At 58.6% G+C, this 12,752-nt stretch carries 10 protein-coding genes and 1 tRNA gene; 3 read left to right on the forward strand and 8 right to left on the reverse strand.

The annotated features are described in order from the left end of the window. Positions 1–69 precede the first annotated feature (69 nt). The 5 genes from rpoB to rplK form a co-directional block, all read right to left on the reverse strand. Positions 70–4,206 (reverse strand): DNA-directed RNA polymerase subunit beta, encoded by a 4,137-nt coding sequence (gene rpoB / locus VWY75_RS09320; protein ID WP_340546577.1) that lies wholly within the window; start codon positions 4,204–4,206, stop codon positions 70–72. Between the two features lie 274 nt (positions 4,207–4,480). Further along, positions 4,481–4,855: a 50S ribosomal protein L7/L12 gene (gene rplL / locus VWY75_RS09325; protein ID WP_340546576.1), complete on the reverse strand. Its 375-nt coding sequence runs from the start codon at positions 4,853–4,855 to the stop codon at positions 4,481–4,483. 81 nt (positions 4,856–4,936) lie between these two features. Next, on the reverse strand, positions 4,937–5,455 hold the full coding sequence (gene rplJ, locus VWY75_RS09330) for a 50S ribosomal protein L10 (protein WP_340546575.1): 519 nt from the start codon (positions 5,453–5,455) through the stop codon (positions 4,937–4,939). Between the two features lie 443 nt (positions 5,456–5,898). Then, the gene (rplA, locus tag VWY75_RS09335) at positions 5,899–6,597 is read right to left on the reverse strand and encodes a 50S ribosomal protein L1 (protein ID WP_340546574.1); all 699 of its coding nucleotides are present in this window, start codon (positions 6,595–6,597) and stop codon (positions 5,899–5,901) included. A gap of 1 nt (position 6,598) precedes the next feature. After that, positions 6,599–7,024 carry a 50S ribosomal protein L11 gene (gene rplK, locus VWY75_RS09340; protein ID WP_014876029.1) on the reverse strand — a complete coding sequence of 142 codons (426 nt, stop codon included), beginning with the start codon at positions 7,022–7,024 and terminating at the stop codon, positions 6,599–6,601. Between the two features lie 300 nt (positions 7,025–7,324). Here rplK and VWY75_RS09345 point away from each other — a divergent pair, with 300 nt between their 5' ends. Next, the gene (locus VWY75_RS09345) at positions 7,325–7,969 is read left to right on the forward strand and encodes an HNH endonuclease (RefSeq protein WP_416537591.1); all 645 of its coding nucleotides are present in this window, start codon (positions 7,325–7,327) and stop codon (positions 7,967–7,969) included. A gap of 131 nt (positions 7,970–8,100) precedes the next feature. Here the strand turns inward: VWY75_RS09345 and nusG are convergent, their stop codons facing one another. Next, entirely contained in the window at positions 8,101–8,634 is a 534-nt protein-coding gene (nusG, locus tag VWY75_RS09350) for a transcription termination/antitermination protein NusG (RefSeq protein WP_014876030.1), read from the reverse strand. Positions 8,635–8,877: 243 nt separating this feature from the next. After that, positions 8,878–9,075, reverse strand: a complete 198-nt coding sequence (gene secE / locus VWY75_RS09355; RefSeq protein ID WP_008560174.1) for a preprotein translocase subunit SecE — start codon at positions 9,073–9,075, stop codon at positions 8,878–8,880. A gap of 245 nt (positions 9,076–9,320) precedes the next feature. Here secE and VWY75_RS09360 point away from each other — a divergent pair, with 245 nt between their 5' ends. Next, on the forward strand, positions 9,321–11,513 hold the full coding sequence (locus tag VWY75_RS09360) for a tetratricopeptide repeat protein (RefSeq protein WP_416537592.1): 2,193 nt from the start codon (positions 9,321–9,323) through the stop codon (positions 11,511–11,513). Positions 11,514–11,703: 190 nt separating this feature from the next. On the opposite strand, the gene VWY75_RS09365 is transcribed toward VWY75_RS09360, so the two are convergent. Next, positions 11,704–11,779 (reverse strand) — tRNA-Trp (locus tag VWY75_RS09365). 152 nt (positions 11,780–11,931) lie between these two features. On the opposite strand from VWY75_RS09365, the gene VWY75_RS09370 reads away from it, so the two are divergent. Next, positions 11,932–12,624: a lysophospholipid acyltransferase family protein gene (locus VWY75_RS09370; protein ID WP_416534722.1), complete on the forward strand. Its 693-nt coding sequence runs from the start codon at positions 11,932–11,934 to the stop codon at positions 12,622–12,624. The last annotated feature ends 128 nt before the right edge of the window (positions 12,625–12,752 follow it).

Here is a 12,752-nt window from a genome sequence, read left to right on the forward strand (position 1 = left end):
AAAGGCTGGAGGGGGAGGCAAATTTCTGTGAAGAAATCTGCCAAGATTTTTTGAAAAATCCTGTTCCCCTTACTCGTCACCCTCCGCATCCAGGAGTTCCATATTCAGGCCGAGGCCACGGACTTCTTTCACCAGAACGTTAAACGATTCCGGTACGCCCGCTTCGAAGTTGTCCTCGCCCTTGACGATCGATTCATAGACCTTGGTCCGGCCTGCAACGTCATCCGACTTCACGGTCAGCATCTCCTGCAGGGTGTAGGCGGCGCCATAGGCTTCCAGAGCCCAGACTTCCATCTCACCAAAGCGCTGACCACCGAACTGCGCCTTACCACCCAGCGGCTGCTGCGTGACGAGGGAGTACGGGCCGGTCGAACGCGCGTGGATCTTGTCGTCGACCAGGTGGTGCAGTTTCAGCAGATACTTGATGCCGACGGTGACGGGGCGTGCGAATTGCTCACCCGTACGACCATCAAACAGGACCGACTGACCGGAAGTGTCAAAGCCAGCGCGCACCAGTGCATCGTTGACGTCCGCCTCTTTGGCGCCGTCGAAGACGGGTGTCGCGATCGGCACGCCACGGGTCACATTACCGGCAGCCTCGACCAGATCGGTCTCAGTCATATCGGCAATACCTTCACCGTAGACGTCATCACCATAGGCGTGGTGCATCGCTTCACGCACCGGGGTCAGATCGCCAGAACGACGGTATTCCTGAAGCGCATCATCGACTTTGATACCCAGACCGCGCGCGGCCCAACCCATGTGGGTCTCCAGAATCTGACCAACGTTCATCCGCGACGGAACGCCGAGCGGGTTGAGACAGAAATCGACCGGGGTACCATCGGCGAGGAACGGCATGTCCTCCATCGGCACCACTTTCGAGATCACACCCTTGTTCCCGTGACGGCCGGCCATCTTGTCGCCCGGCTGCAGCTTGCGCTTCACCGCGATAAAGACTTTGACCATCTTCATAACGCCCGGGGGCAGATCGTCGCCGCGACGGACCTTCTCGACCTTGTCTTCAAAACGGGCATCCAGAGCACGTTTCTGTGCTTCGTACTGCTCGTTCAGGGCCTCGACGACCTGTGCGCTCTGCTCGTCTTCCAGCGCCAGCATCCACCACTGACCGCGGCTGAGTGTGTCCAGCAGCTCTTCGGTGATTTCGGAACCGGCCTTGATGCCCTTGGGGCCTTTGACTGCGGTTTTACCCAGCAGCATGCCACGCAGGCGGGCGTAGATGTTGCGATCCAGGATGCCCAGCTCGTCGTCCCGGTCACGGGCCAGACGCTCGACTTCCTCACGCTCGATCTGCAACGCACGTTCGTCTTTCTCCACGCCGTGACGGTTGAAGACCCGCACCTCGACCACGGTTCCGTAGTCGCCCGGCTTCACGCGCAAGCTGGTGTCGCGCACGTCAGATGCTTTTTCGCCAAAGATGGCGCGCAGCAGCTTTTCTTCCGGGGTCATCGGGCTTTCGCCCTTGGGTGTGATCTTGCCAACCAGAATATCGCCCGGCTCCACGTCGGCACCGATGTAAACGATGCCCGCCTCGTCGAGGTTGCGCAGCGCTTCTTCACCGACGTTGGGGATGTCGCGGGTGATCTCTTCCGGCCCAAGCTTGGTATCACGGGCGGCGACTTCGAATTCCTCGATGTGGATCGAAGTAAAGACGTCGTCACGCGCGATGCGCTCGGAGATCAGGATGGAGTCTTCGTAGTTGTAGCCATTCCAGGGCATGAAGGCCACGACGACGTTTTTACCCAGAGCCAGTTCACCCATATCGGTGGACGGACCATCGGCAATCACTTCGCCTTTGCGGACTTCCTGGCCTACTTTCACCAGCGGACGCTGGTTGATGCAGGTGTTCTGGTTCGAACGCTGGAATTTGCGCATACGGTAGATATCAACACCCGCATCGCCCAGTTCCAGATCTTCGGTTGCCCGGATCACGATACGCTGCGCGTCGATCTGGTCGATGATGCCTGCGCGTTTGGCCATGATGGCCGCGCCGGAATCCCGTGCCACGATCTCTTCGATGCCGGTGCCGACCAGCGGCGCCTCGGCACGCAACAGCGGAACCGCCTGACGTTGCATGTTCGAGCCCATCAGAGCGCGGTTAGCATCGTCGTTCTCAAGGAACGGGATCAGCGAGGCCGCAACCGATACCAGCTGTTTCGGGCTGACGTCGATCAGATCCACGCTTTCGCGCGGTGCCAGGGTGTAGTCGCCGGACTGGCGGGTCGAGACCAGATCGTTGACGAATTTGCCGTCTTCATCCAGCGTCGCGTTGGCCTGCGCCACGGTGTGACGCATTTCCTCGGTCGCGGACATATAGTGGACTTCGTCTGTCACCTTGGCGTCGTTGACGACGCGGTAAGGTGTTTCGATGAAGCCATATTTGTTCACGCGAGCAAAGGTCGCCAGCGAGTTGATCAGACCGATGTTCGGGCCTTCCGGTGTCTCAATCGGGCACATCCGACCATAGTGTGTCGGGTGAACGTCGCGCACCTCAAAGCCAGCACGCTCACGGGTCAGGCCGCCCGGGCCAAGCGCCGACAGGCGGCGTTTGTGGGTGACTTCCGACAGAGGGTTGGTCTGGTCCATGAACTGCGACAGCTGCGAGGAGCCGAAGAATTCACGCACCGCAGCAGCAGCCGGTTTTGCGTTGATCAGATCCTGCGGCATCACCGTGTCGATCTCGACCGAGGACATCCGCTCCTTGATGGCGCGTTCCATGCGCAGCAGACCGACGCGGTACTGATTTTCCATCAGTTCGCCAACGGAGCGCACACGACGGTTGCCGAGGTGGTCGATATCGTCGATGTCGCCCTTGCCGTCACGCAGCTCAACCAGCGCCTTGATGCAGGAGATGATATCTTCCTTGCGCAGGGTGCGCTGAGTGTCCTCGGCGTCCAGAGCAAGGCGCATGTTCATCTTCACACGGCCAACGGCGGAGAGGTCGTAACGCTCGGAATCGAAGAACAGCGTGTCGAACAGCGCCGAGGCAGCTTCGACGGTCGGCGGCTCGCCCGGGCGCATGACACGGTAGATATCCATGAGCGCGGTATCGCGACCCATGTTTTTGTCCTGCGCCATGGTGTTGCGCATGTAGGGGCCGACATTGATGTTGTCGATGTCCAGAACCGGAATGTCGGTGATACCGGCATCCAGCAGTTCCTTGACGGTCCCGCCGATGATTTCGCCGCCCTTGTCATACTCGAGGGTCAGCTCATCGCCGGCCTCGACATAGATGGCGCCGTTTTCTTCGTTGATGATATCCTTGGCGACATATTTGCCAACGATATGCTCAAAGGGAACCAGCAGCTCGCTGATGTTGCCTTCGTCGATCATCTTCTTGACGGCGCGCGGTGTGACCTTCTTGCCAGCTTCGGCAAAGATCTCACCGGTGGCGGCGTCAACCAGATCGTAGGTCGGACGGGTGCCGCGCACGCGCTCGGGGAAGAACGGCGTGACCCAGCCACGGCTCTTCTCCAGCTTGAAGGAGATGGTGTTGTAATAGGCATCCATGATGCCTTCCTGATCCAGACCCAGCGCATAAAGCAGGGTTGTCACAGGCAGTTTACGACGACGGTCGATACGGGCAAAGACGATGTCCTTGGCGTCGAATTCGAAGTCCAGCCAGGAGCCGCGATACGGGATGATGCGGCAGGCAAACAGCAGCTTGCCCGAAGAATGTGTCTTGCCCTTGTCGTGATCGAAGAACACGCCCGGCGAACGGTGCATCTGGGACACGATCACACGCTCGGTGCCGTTGACCACAAAGGTGCCGTTCGGCGTCATCAGGGGCATATCGCCCATGTAGACGTCCTGCTCCTTGATGTCCTTCACCGATTTTGCACCGGTGTCTTCGTCCACATCAAAGACGATCAGACGCAGAGTGACCTTCAGCGGAGCCGAATAGGTCATGTCGCGCTGCATACATTCCTCGACGTCATATTTCGGACGTTCAAAGGAATATTTCACGAACTCCAGAACCGACGTCTCATTAAAGTCCTTGATCGGAAATACCGACTGGAACACGCCCATGATGCCTTCGCCGTCGAGCGGCTGTTCTGCATCACCAGAGCGCAGGAAGAGGTCGTAAGAAGATTTCTGGACCTCGATGAGGTTCGGCATGTCCAGGACTTCGCGGATTTTACCGTAGTATTTGCGAAGACGTTTCTGGCCAAGGAACGATTGAGCCATGTCAGATGTCACCTTTCCAATTCTCACTGAACAAGGATGCCGCCGGGCCCCGGCACCTTGTCCATACGAGACAGCGTGTTCGGATCAATTCATGACCACCTTCCCGAATGGCGGCCTCCCGATCCTTTGAACCTCGCCTGAAAAAACGCCCGTTTAGTTGGGCCCTTTCTAAGACAGGTTCGGCTGGACCCGGTTTTCACCGGGCCCAGCCAAATTTCCGGGATGTTCAGAGGACGTCGAAACCGACACCCCATGTTGTCCCGTATCGCGTAGCTTAGGCCAGTTCGATCTCGGCGCCAGCTGCTTCCAGCTTGCCTTTGATGTCTTCGGCTTCGTCCTTGCTGACGCCTTCTTTGATCTTGCCGCCAGCTTCGACCAGCTCTTTGGCTTCTTTCAGGCCAAGACCGGTGATGCCGCGAACTTCTTTGATCACGTTGATTTTGGATGCGCCAGCGTTTTTCAGAACGACGTCGAATTCGGTCTTTTCTTCTTCCGCTGCGCCACCGGCGTCGCCGCCAGCTGCCATGACAACGGCGCCGCCAGCTGCGGGCTCGATGCCATACTCATCCTTCAGGATGGTTTTCAGTTCTTGTGCTTCAAGCAGGGTCAGACCAACGATGTCTTCTGCGAGTTTCTTCAGATCAGCCATTTTATCAGCTCTTTCCGTTTACAGTGTGTGTGTTCCAACGTGCGGGCATATGCCCGACGCCAGTCATTCAGTGCCAACCGCTTACGCAGCTTCCGCCTTCTCTTCGATGGTCGAAAGGATGCTTGCGATGTTGCTTGCAGGTGCGCCAATTGCGCCAGCGATGTTGGAAGCAGGTGCGCCAATGCAGCTTGCGATCTGAGCAATAAGCTCGTCGCGCGAAGGCATTTTCGACACGGCTTCAACGCCGGCACGGTCCAGAGCGTTCTCACCCATCGCGCCGCCAAGGATCTCGAACTTTTTGTTCTCCTTGGCGAAATCCTCGGCCACCTTAGCGGCGGACACGGGATCTTCGGAATAGGTCAGTACGGTCATCCCTGTCAGCAGGTCAGACATGCTTTCACACGGCTTACCCTCGAGGGCGATTTTGGCGAGCCTGTTCTTGGCAACACGCACGGAGCTACCAGCGTCGCTTGCACGCGCCCGCAGATCCTGCATCTCTGCAACTGTCAGACCGGCATAGTGGGCTACGACCACCACGCCAGAGCTTTCGAAGATCTGGCCGAGTTCCTCGACCACTCTCTCTTTCTGGGCTCTATCCACAGTTCTCTCCAAGTTTAGGGACACTTGCGCATCCCGGCTCATTGATGTGCCGAACATTGCTGCCCGGCGTTCAAGTCCGTTTTAACGGGGTGAGCCAAAATCACCCGAGGGTAGGAATTCCCTCGATCCTTTGGTCGTTCCCGTCTCAGGAGGGAAATTAAGACCCGATCGACAGGCCACCCACCATCTTGGACGAAATGAAATAAAGCGCACGACGAATCGCACGCTTTATCTCGGGGTCGTAGTTAGTCCCATTTTTAGGGATTTCCAAGGGCAAAATCGTCCGAAAGACCACCAAGGCCAGGATCAGCCGAGATCGCCACAATGACACCCCCGAAAAGGCAAAACCGGGGCCCCCATCAGGGACCCCGGTCTATCGTCAATGCGGCGTTTCTGACACATGCGACTCGGCGCACTGTCAGCCCTCGCCCCGCCTGCCGAGATTACTCGGTAACAGCGGTTTCCACGTCAACGGTGACGCCCGGACCCATAGTGGAGGACAGAGCGATTTTCTTCATGTAAGCGCCCTTGGCACCCGACGGCTTTGCCTTGGCAACCGCAGAGATGAAGGCACGTACGTTTTCGATCAGCTTGGCTTCGTCGAAGGAAGCTTTGCCAACGCCCGCGTGCACAACGCCGCCTTTTTCAGCTTTGAACTGAACTTCGCCACCCTTGGCTGCTTCCACTGCCGCTTTCACGTCCATGGTCACGGTGCCGACCTTGGGGTTCGGCATCAGGTTGCGGGGGCCAAGCACTTTACCCAGACGGCCAACGATCGGCATCATGTCAGGGGTTGCAATGCAGCGATCGAAATCGATGGTGCCGCCCTGGATGGTTTCCATCAGGTCTTCTGCACCGACGATGTCCGCGCCAGCTTCCTTGGCTTCGTCAGCCTTCGCGCCACGGGCGAAAACAGCAACGCGCATGTCTTTGCCGGTGCCGTTGGGCAGGCCAACCACGCCGCGAACCATCTGGTCTGCGTGACGGGTGTCAACGCCGAGGTTCATGGCGATTTCGACGGTTTCGTCGAATTTTGCGTTTGCGTTTGCCTTGATCAGGGCAACCGCTTCTTCCACCGACAGGTTGTCCTTGCCAGCGAAAGCTTCGCGCGCAGCGCGGGTCCGTTTACCGAGCTTAGCCATCTTACTTCACCTCGATGCCCATGGAGCGGGCAGAGCCCAGGATGATCTGCATCGCGGCTTCGATGTCGTTCGCGTTCAGATCTTTCATTTTTGCTTCGGCGATTTCCTTCACCTGAGCAACGCTGACGGTGCCCACGGTTTCGCGCGACGGGTTGTTCGCGCCGGATTTCACTTTGGCGGCCTTCTTCAGGTAGTAAGACGCAGGCGGCGTCTTGATGTCCATGGTGAAGGACTTGTCCTGATAGTAGGTGATCACGGTCGGGCACGGCGCGCCGGGCTCCATGTCTGCAGTCTTGGCGTTGAACGCCTTGCAGAATTCCATGATGTTAATGCCGCGCTGACCCAGTGCCGGGCCAACCGGCGGGGATGGGTTTGCCTTACCGGCGGGCACTTGCAGCTTCATTGTGCCAACAAGCTTCTTAGCCATTTGGTGTTCCTTTCAACTCGGGTGAAACGCGTTTCACCCTATGTATGTTGCGTGGTCCGATATCAGGATCGCGATCCCTCCATCTCCCACGAGAGAATCTCGCCCGAAGACGATTGGGCGCGTTTACAGGGGAATGGCCGGGTTGGCAAGTGGGCGGGGCCTCATGAAACGGCACGAAAGAACTCACACTCACGAGCTTTATAAGCCTCACTTGCTCTGTACCTTGCGACTTGCACGTTATCCCTAACAAGCGAATACTTCTGCATTTGGAGTACAGCCTAATAGAGAAAGCTATGCGTCATGAATGAGATCAAGAAAGGTACTTGGGTCGAAACCCTCATCGAGACCTACATGTCTCTCGGAGGTGAAGCACATTGGAATGAAGTGTACCCTGAAGCACAGAGAATTCGACAACTGAAAGGGCTGGACTGGACAACCAAGTCCCGAGAAACCATCCGGGACTGCGTGCAGCGGCATTCTTCCGATTCAAACAGCCGCAAGAGAATGGATGCAAAAAATGCTCCAGACGTCTTTTACGCCGTTGCAGGAGCCAACAAGGGCATCTGGGGATTAAGAAGCGAATACTTCTCGAATTCTAAGCAGCAACGAGAAAACTCCGATGAAAGCCTGTATCTTTGGGGACTAGAGGGCATCCTAAAGGAAACAAAATATTTGCGTCGCTTTAGAGACCAAGTTTTGATTCAGGAAAGAAAGAAAAAAGACGAGTTCACATGCCAAGCGTGCGGATTTCATCAGGAAGTGTCGAACGGTCACTACATAATTGACGTACACCACCTTACACCGCTGTCAGCTTCCACGGGGCCAGTGATTAACTCACTTGATGATTTGGTTTGTCTTTGCCCAAACTGTCACAGAATTGCTCATTCAAGACGCGAAGCACCTCTTTCTGTTAAAGAAATTCGCGAACTTCTCCATTCCGTCTAACCCTCCAGAGTATCAGCAGGGTTTAGTCGCTTAACAATTATCGCCTCTTCGCAACCAAACAAAAAACGCCGCGTTGAACCCAACGCGGCGCCTCAAATCCCGTAGCGCGGGCAACCTGCCCGCCAACCCAATCACCCCTGCTTGGTCACCTGAGTGAAATCCAATTCCACTGGGGTTTCCCGGCCAAAGATGGACACGGTGACCTTGAGTTTCTGATTGTCGTCGTCGACGCCTTCGACCATGCCGTCGAAATCTTCAAACGGCCCGTCGTTGACCTTGACCTTTTCGCCCACTTCAAAGGAGATGAGCGTGCGCGGCGCTTCTTCGCCTTCCTGAACGCGGCCCAGGATGCCCTGCACTTCGGCATCGCGCATCGGCATCGGACGGCCCTGCGGGCCGAGGAAACCGGTGACGCGGTTGATCGAGGAAATCAGGTGATAGCCGCGATCGGACATTTCCATATGCACCAGCACGTAGCCGGGCATGAAGCGACGCTCTGTAGAGACTTTCTTGCCGCGACGAATTTCGATCACCTCTTCGGTGGGGACCAGAACTTCGTCGATTTCGTCTTCCAGACCCTGCTCTGCGACCGACGTGCGGATCTGCTCTGCGATTTTCTTTTCGAAGTTCGAAAGAACGCTGACCGAATACCACCGTTTCGCCATGAACCTGATCGTCCTTGTGTCTCTTGGCCGACAAGTGCGTCGGGCCACTGCTAAAATAAGATACAGCCTTGGGGCTGCGCTCTAACAAAAAGCGGCGCGCGACACGAATCGCCACACGCCTACGTCAGAGTTAATCGCTCACCTACCGCCCCGGGAGTCCAAGATCAAGAGGTGAGCCGCCAATTGCGAAGCCAAGCTGCCCTTCGCCACAACGGGTTGCGCGATCGGGGCTGCCAGACGGGTTTAGCCGAACATGCCCAGAATGCCCTCAAGCCCAAAGCGGATCAGGATATCCACGATGGCAAAGAACACGGCCGTCAACGCCGCCATGACAAACACCATCACGGTGGTCAGCAGCACCTCACGGCGGGTCGGCCAGACGACCTTGGAAACTTCGGCGCGAACCTGCTGGATGAACTGGACGGGGTTTGTGGTGGCCATGAGGCGGGGTTCTCTCTGCTTGCAATCAAGCAGCGATTTAACCGCAGACCATGGCAATTTCAAGCCCTGCTGCACCTTCACCGATGGCTCGGGGCGGGTTCTTCAGGTCCGCGCCGCAGCATCCACCGAGAAGCAATCAATTCTATCTTAATTTTCGCGGGCCATAAATATCCGCCATGGGGCACCGCAGATGTCAGCACATCGCGCCCTGCCCGTTATCGAGCGCGATTATGAGATAGGATTCCATGACCCTCGCACAGAACGATCAGCAGGCGACCAGCCTGAGCCAAACCACCCCGGCAGGGGCTGCCACCCAGCGCGAAGCGCAGGCAACCCCGCCGCTGACAATGCAGATTTCCAGCAAGCTCTCTGGCCGTAGTCGGCGGCTGCCACCGCAAGACAATGCGAAGCTGGACCCAGAACATCAGGAGCAACTGACCGCGCTGTTTCAGCATGGACATTTCCAGCAGGCCGCAACCCGTTGCGCAGAGCTGCTGAACAGCCATCGGAGATCAGCATTCCTGTGGGAATTGCTGGGCCGCTGCCATCTTGCGCAGACCGCCCTGGATGAAGCGGCGACCTGCCTGAACAAAGCCTGCGAGCTGAACCCGACCTCCGCCACGACCTTTGCCGCGATGGGTGATGTCTACCGGCGCCAGAACCGGCCAGTGGATGCGATTGCCCTGTATAAAAAGGCTCTGACACTGGATTCGACCTGCCTGCCCGCGCTCAACAATCTGGGCAACACGCTGCTGGAGCAGGATCGCATCATCGAGGCCGATCAGTGTTTCGCCACCGCGATTGATCAAGCGCCTGACAACGCGCAACTGCTTTACAACCGTGCCAATATCCAGCGTCAGCTGGGGAACATGGGGATCGCCCGCGACCTCTATGGTCAGGCCGCGCGCTTTGCCCCGAACTTCTTGGAAGCGCGGTACAATCTTGCCCAGCTCACCGGTATGATCGGCCAGCAGAGCGAGGCGATCCGTCATCTGGACCAGATTCTGCTGGCCCGCCCCAATGACGATCGCGCCCGCGCCCAGAAACTGCGCCTGATGGCGGAGCTGTGCGATTGGCGCTGGCTGGACGAATATCAGGAGCACCGTCGGCACCTTGGGCTGCGTGGGTCCGCCTGCGCCCCGCAAGCGCAGATCGCGCTTGAGGACAATCCAGACCTACTGCGCATCCGGATGCAGGCCCATGCCAGCTCCCGCCCGCAATCTGACCCGGCGCCGCAACGGCCGAGGGCAGAAACACGCCCACAGCGGCTGCGTGTCGGCTATTTCGTCAGCTCGGCCCAGGATCTCGATGCGCTGCGACTGCTCGACAGCCTGCTGGCCCGCCACGATCAGAGCCGATTCGCGCTTTACGTCTATGGGGCCAGCGCACCGCGCGCGGATCTGGTCGGCGTCCACCACCGCGATATCCGCGGACTGTCCGCAACCACCATCAAGACACAGGTCATCGCGGATCAGCTGGATATCGCAATTGACCTGACCAGCTATACCCACGAAGCCGACGCAACCGTGTTTTCGGCCCGGATCGCGCCGGTTCAGATTGCCATGCCCGGTTTTCCGGGCACCATGGGCACTCCGGCGTATGACTATATCCTCGGCGATGCGGTTACCTGCCCGCCCGGCAGCGAGCGCTATTTCGAGGAACATGTGATCCGCATGCCGCACAGCTATCAGAGTATTACAGCCCTGCAGGACCTCTCCGGCCACCAGTTCAGCCGACGCGACTGCGGCCTGCCCGATGATGCCTTCGTCTTCTGCAGCTTTACCGCTAGCCATGCGCTAACCCCACGTGAATTTGATATCTGGATGCGCCTGCTGGCCCGTGTGGAGGGCAGCGTTCTGTGGCTCCCGGACTACCCAGAAGAGGCACAGGCTGCACTGCGACAGGCCGCAAGCGACCGCCGTGTAGACCCGGATCGCGTGATCTTTGCCGCCGCCAGCACCGGCGAGGAGCGTATGGCGCGCAGCATGGTCGCAGATCTGTTCCTGGACAGCTTCACCCTCAATGCCGGTCCGGCAGCGCGCGACGCACTGGCTGCCGGGCTACCGGTGCTGACAATGGCGGGGCGCCAGTTCGCTGCCCGCACCACCGCAAGCCTGCTGGCCGCTGCCGACATGGAAGACCTGCTTACCACCACGCCCCAGGCCTATGAGGCACGGGCGCTGGAACTGGCCGAGGACCGGGATCAGCTGCTGGCACTGCGCAGCAAACTGCGGCTGATGCAGACGAAAGCACCGCTGTTTGATACCACGCGCTACATGCGGGATCTGGAACGCGGGCTGGACATGGTTTTTGCCCGCCATAGCGACGCACTGCTGCCACAGCATGTGACGGTTCCGGCCGAGGATGTGGTGCCTGCAAAACCAACCGACAGCTACAGCGCGGCACAGACCGCAGGCACGCCCATTCACGCCGCCTGATCAGGGCAATCTTCACCCTGAAACCCAACGCTTCCCCCGCCCCAGAAAGGCGGCGGAGGCGTTTTGCCTGCCATATGGACTGGATCCGGCGGGACTGATCCACGACGAGAGAGAGCGGACAGGCGCAGCTGCTGGGCGGCCAATCGAAATGAGGCCCGAGCTGGGATGTCTTCTGCCTGAGATGAGAGAGTGGCAGGGGCATCAGGGTTCGAACCCGAGACCTACGGTTTTGGAGACCGTCGCTCTACCAACTGAGCTATACCCCTACGGTGCGGCAGTTCCTAAGCCAGAGCTGCGCGGCTGGCAAGAGGGAAATCAACGAAATCGCCCGGATTTCCGCGCGTCCTCCCGCGATGACTGGCCCCACTCGCCATGCTTCAGTATGACAGAGAAAAATGTCCAGAGGAAAGATCCCAGAGTGAGCCTGCGCAAAAAGATCGCCGACAGTCCGAAAGTGAACCGCGCCGTCGAGGCCCTGCTGGCGGGATATGTGCGATTCGCCCATCGCACCTCGCGCTGGGAGCGCCGCGGGTTCGAGGAAATGGATGCCTGTGTCGCCTCTGGAGAGCCGGTGATCTTTGTGCTCTGGCACCAGCGGTTGATCATGGCCCCCTATCTGTTTGACACCTCTCTGGGCCGGATCTGCGCGCTGACCTCTGCGGCGCGGGCCGGGCGGCTGGCGGGACAGATTCTGGTGCGTCTGGGGTTTGAGACCATCCCGATGTCCAGCCACAAACGCCATGTGGCACTGTCCCGCGAAGTCCTGCGCCGCACCAAGGAGGGGTGTTCTATAGGCATTGCCGCTGACGGACCAAGAGGGCCGGCTCGTATTTCCTCGGGCGTACCGATCACTTGGGCGCGGATGACCGGATGCCGTGTGTTCACTGTCGCGTTTGCAGAACGGAAAGTGATTAAGCTGCCAACCTGGGATCAGCAGATGCTGCCTCTGCCGTTCTCACGTGGTGTTCTCCTCTGTCAGGAATGGACGGATGAGGTGCCGAAGAAGCCAAGCGATGAGCAGGTTGAGACGCTGCGGCTGAGCCTGCAGGCTTCGCTGGACAAGATTACGGACACGGCCGACCGGGCCGTCGGGCAGCCTCCGCGCAGATAGACATGGCTAGAGGCCTGGCGGTCAGGTCGCCCCCTGCCCTGTTCCAGCGTCATCGCATAGAAAAAGGCCGCCCCGGTTGGAGCGGCCTTTCTATTTTCTCACCTGAGTGGCTCTCGGTGATTTTCTAG

Origin of the sequence: Phaeobacter sp. JH20_08 (assembly GCF_048056635.1) — a bacterium.
Taxonomy (GTDB): Bacteria; Pseudomonadota; Alphaproteobacteria; order Rhodobacterales; family Rhodobacteraceae; genus Phaeobacter; species Phaeobacter bryozoorum.

Excerpts from the sequence above, each read along its gene's own strand:
- rplL (WP_340546576.1), bottom strand. The coding sequence starts at position 4,855 with ATGGCTGATCTGAAGAAACTCGCAGAAGACATCGTTGGTCTGACCCTG.
- rplA (WP_340546574.1), bottom strand. The coding sequence starts at position 6,597 with ATGGCTAAGCTCGGTAAACGGACCCGCGCTGCGCGCGAAGCTTTCGCT.
- rplK (WP_014876029.1), bottom strand. The coding sequence starts at position 7,024 with ATGGCTAAGAAGCTTGTTGGCACAATGAAGCTGCAAGTGCCCGCCGGT.
- secE (WP_008560174.1), bottom strand. The coding sequence starts at position 9,075 with ATGGCCACCACAAACCCCGTCCAGTTCATCCAGCAGGTTCGCGCCGAA.
- nusG (WP_014876030.1), bottom strand. The coding sequence starts at position 8,634 with ATGGCGAAACGGTGGTATTCGGTCAGCGTTCTTTCGAACTTCGAAAAG.
- rpoB (WP_340546577.1), bottom strand. The coding sequence starts at position 4,206 with ATGGCTCAATCGTTCCTTGGCCAGAAACGTCTTCGCAAATACTACGGT.
- VWY75_RS09345 (WP_416537591.1), top strand. The coding sequence starts at position 7,325 with ATGAATGAGATCAAGAAAGGTACTTGGGTCGAAACCCTCATCGAGACC.
- VWY75_RS09360 (WP_416537592.1), top strand. The coding sequence starts at position 9,321 with ATGACCCTCGCACAGAACGATCAGCAGGCGACCAGCCTGAGCCAAACC.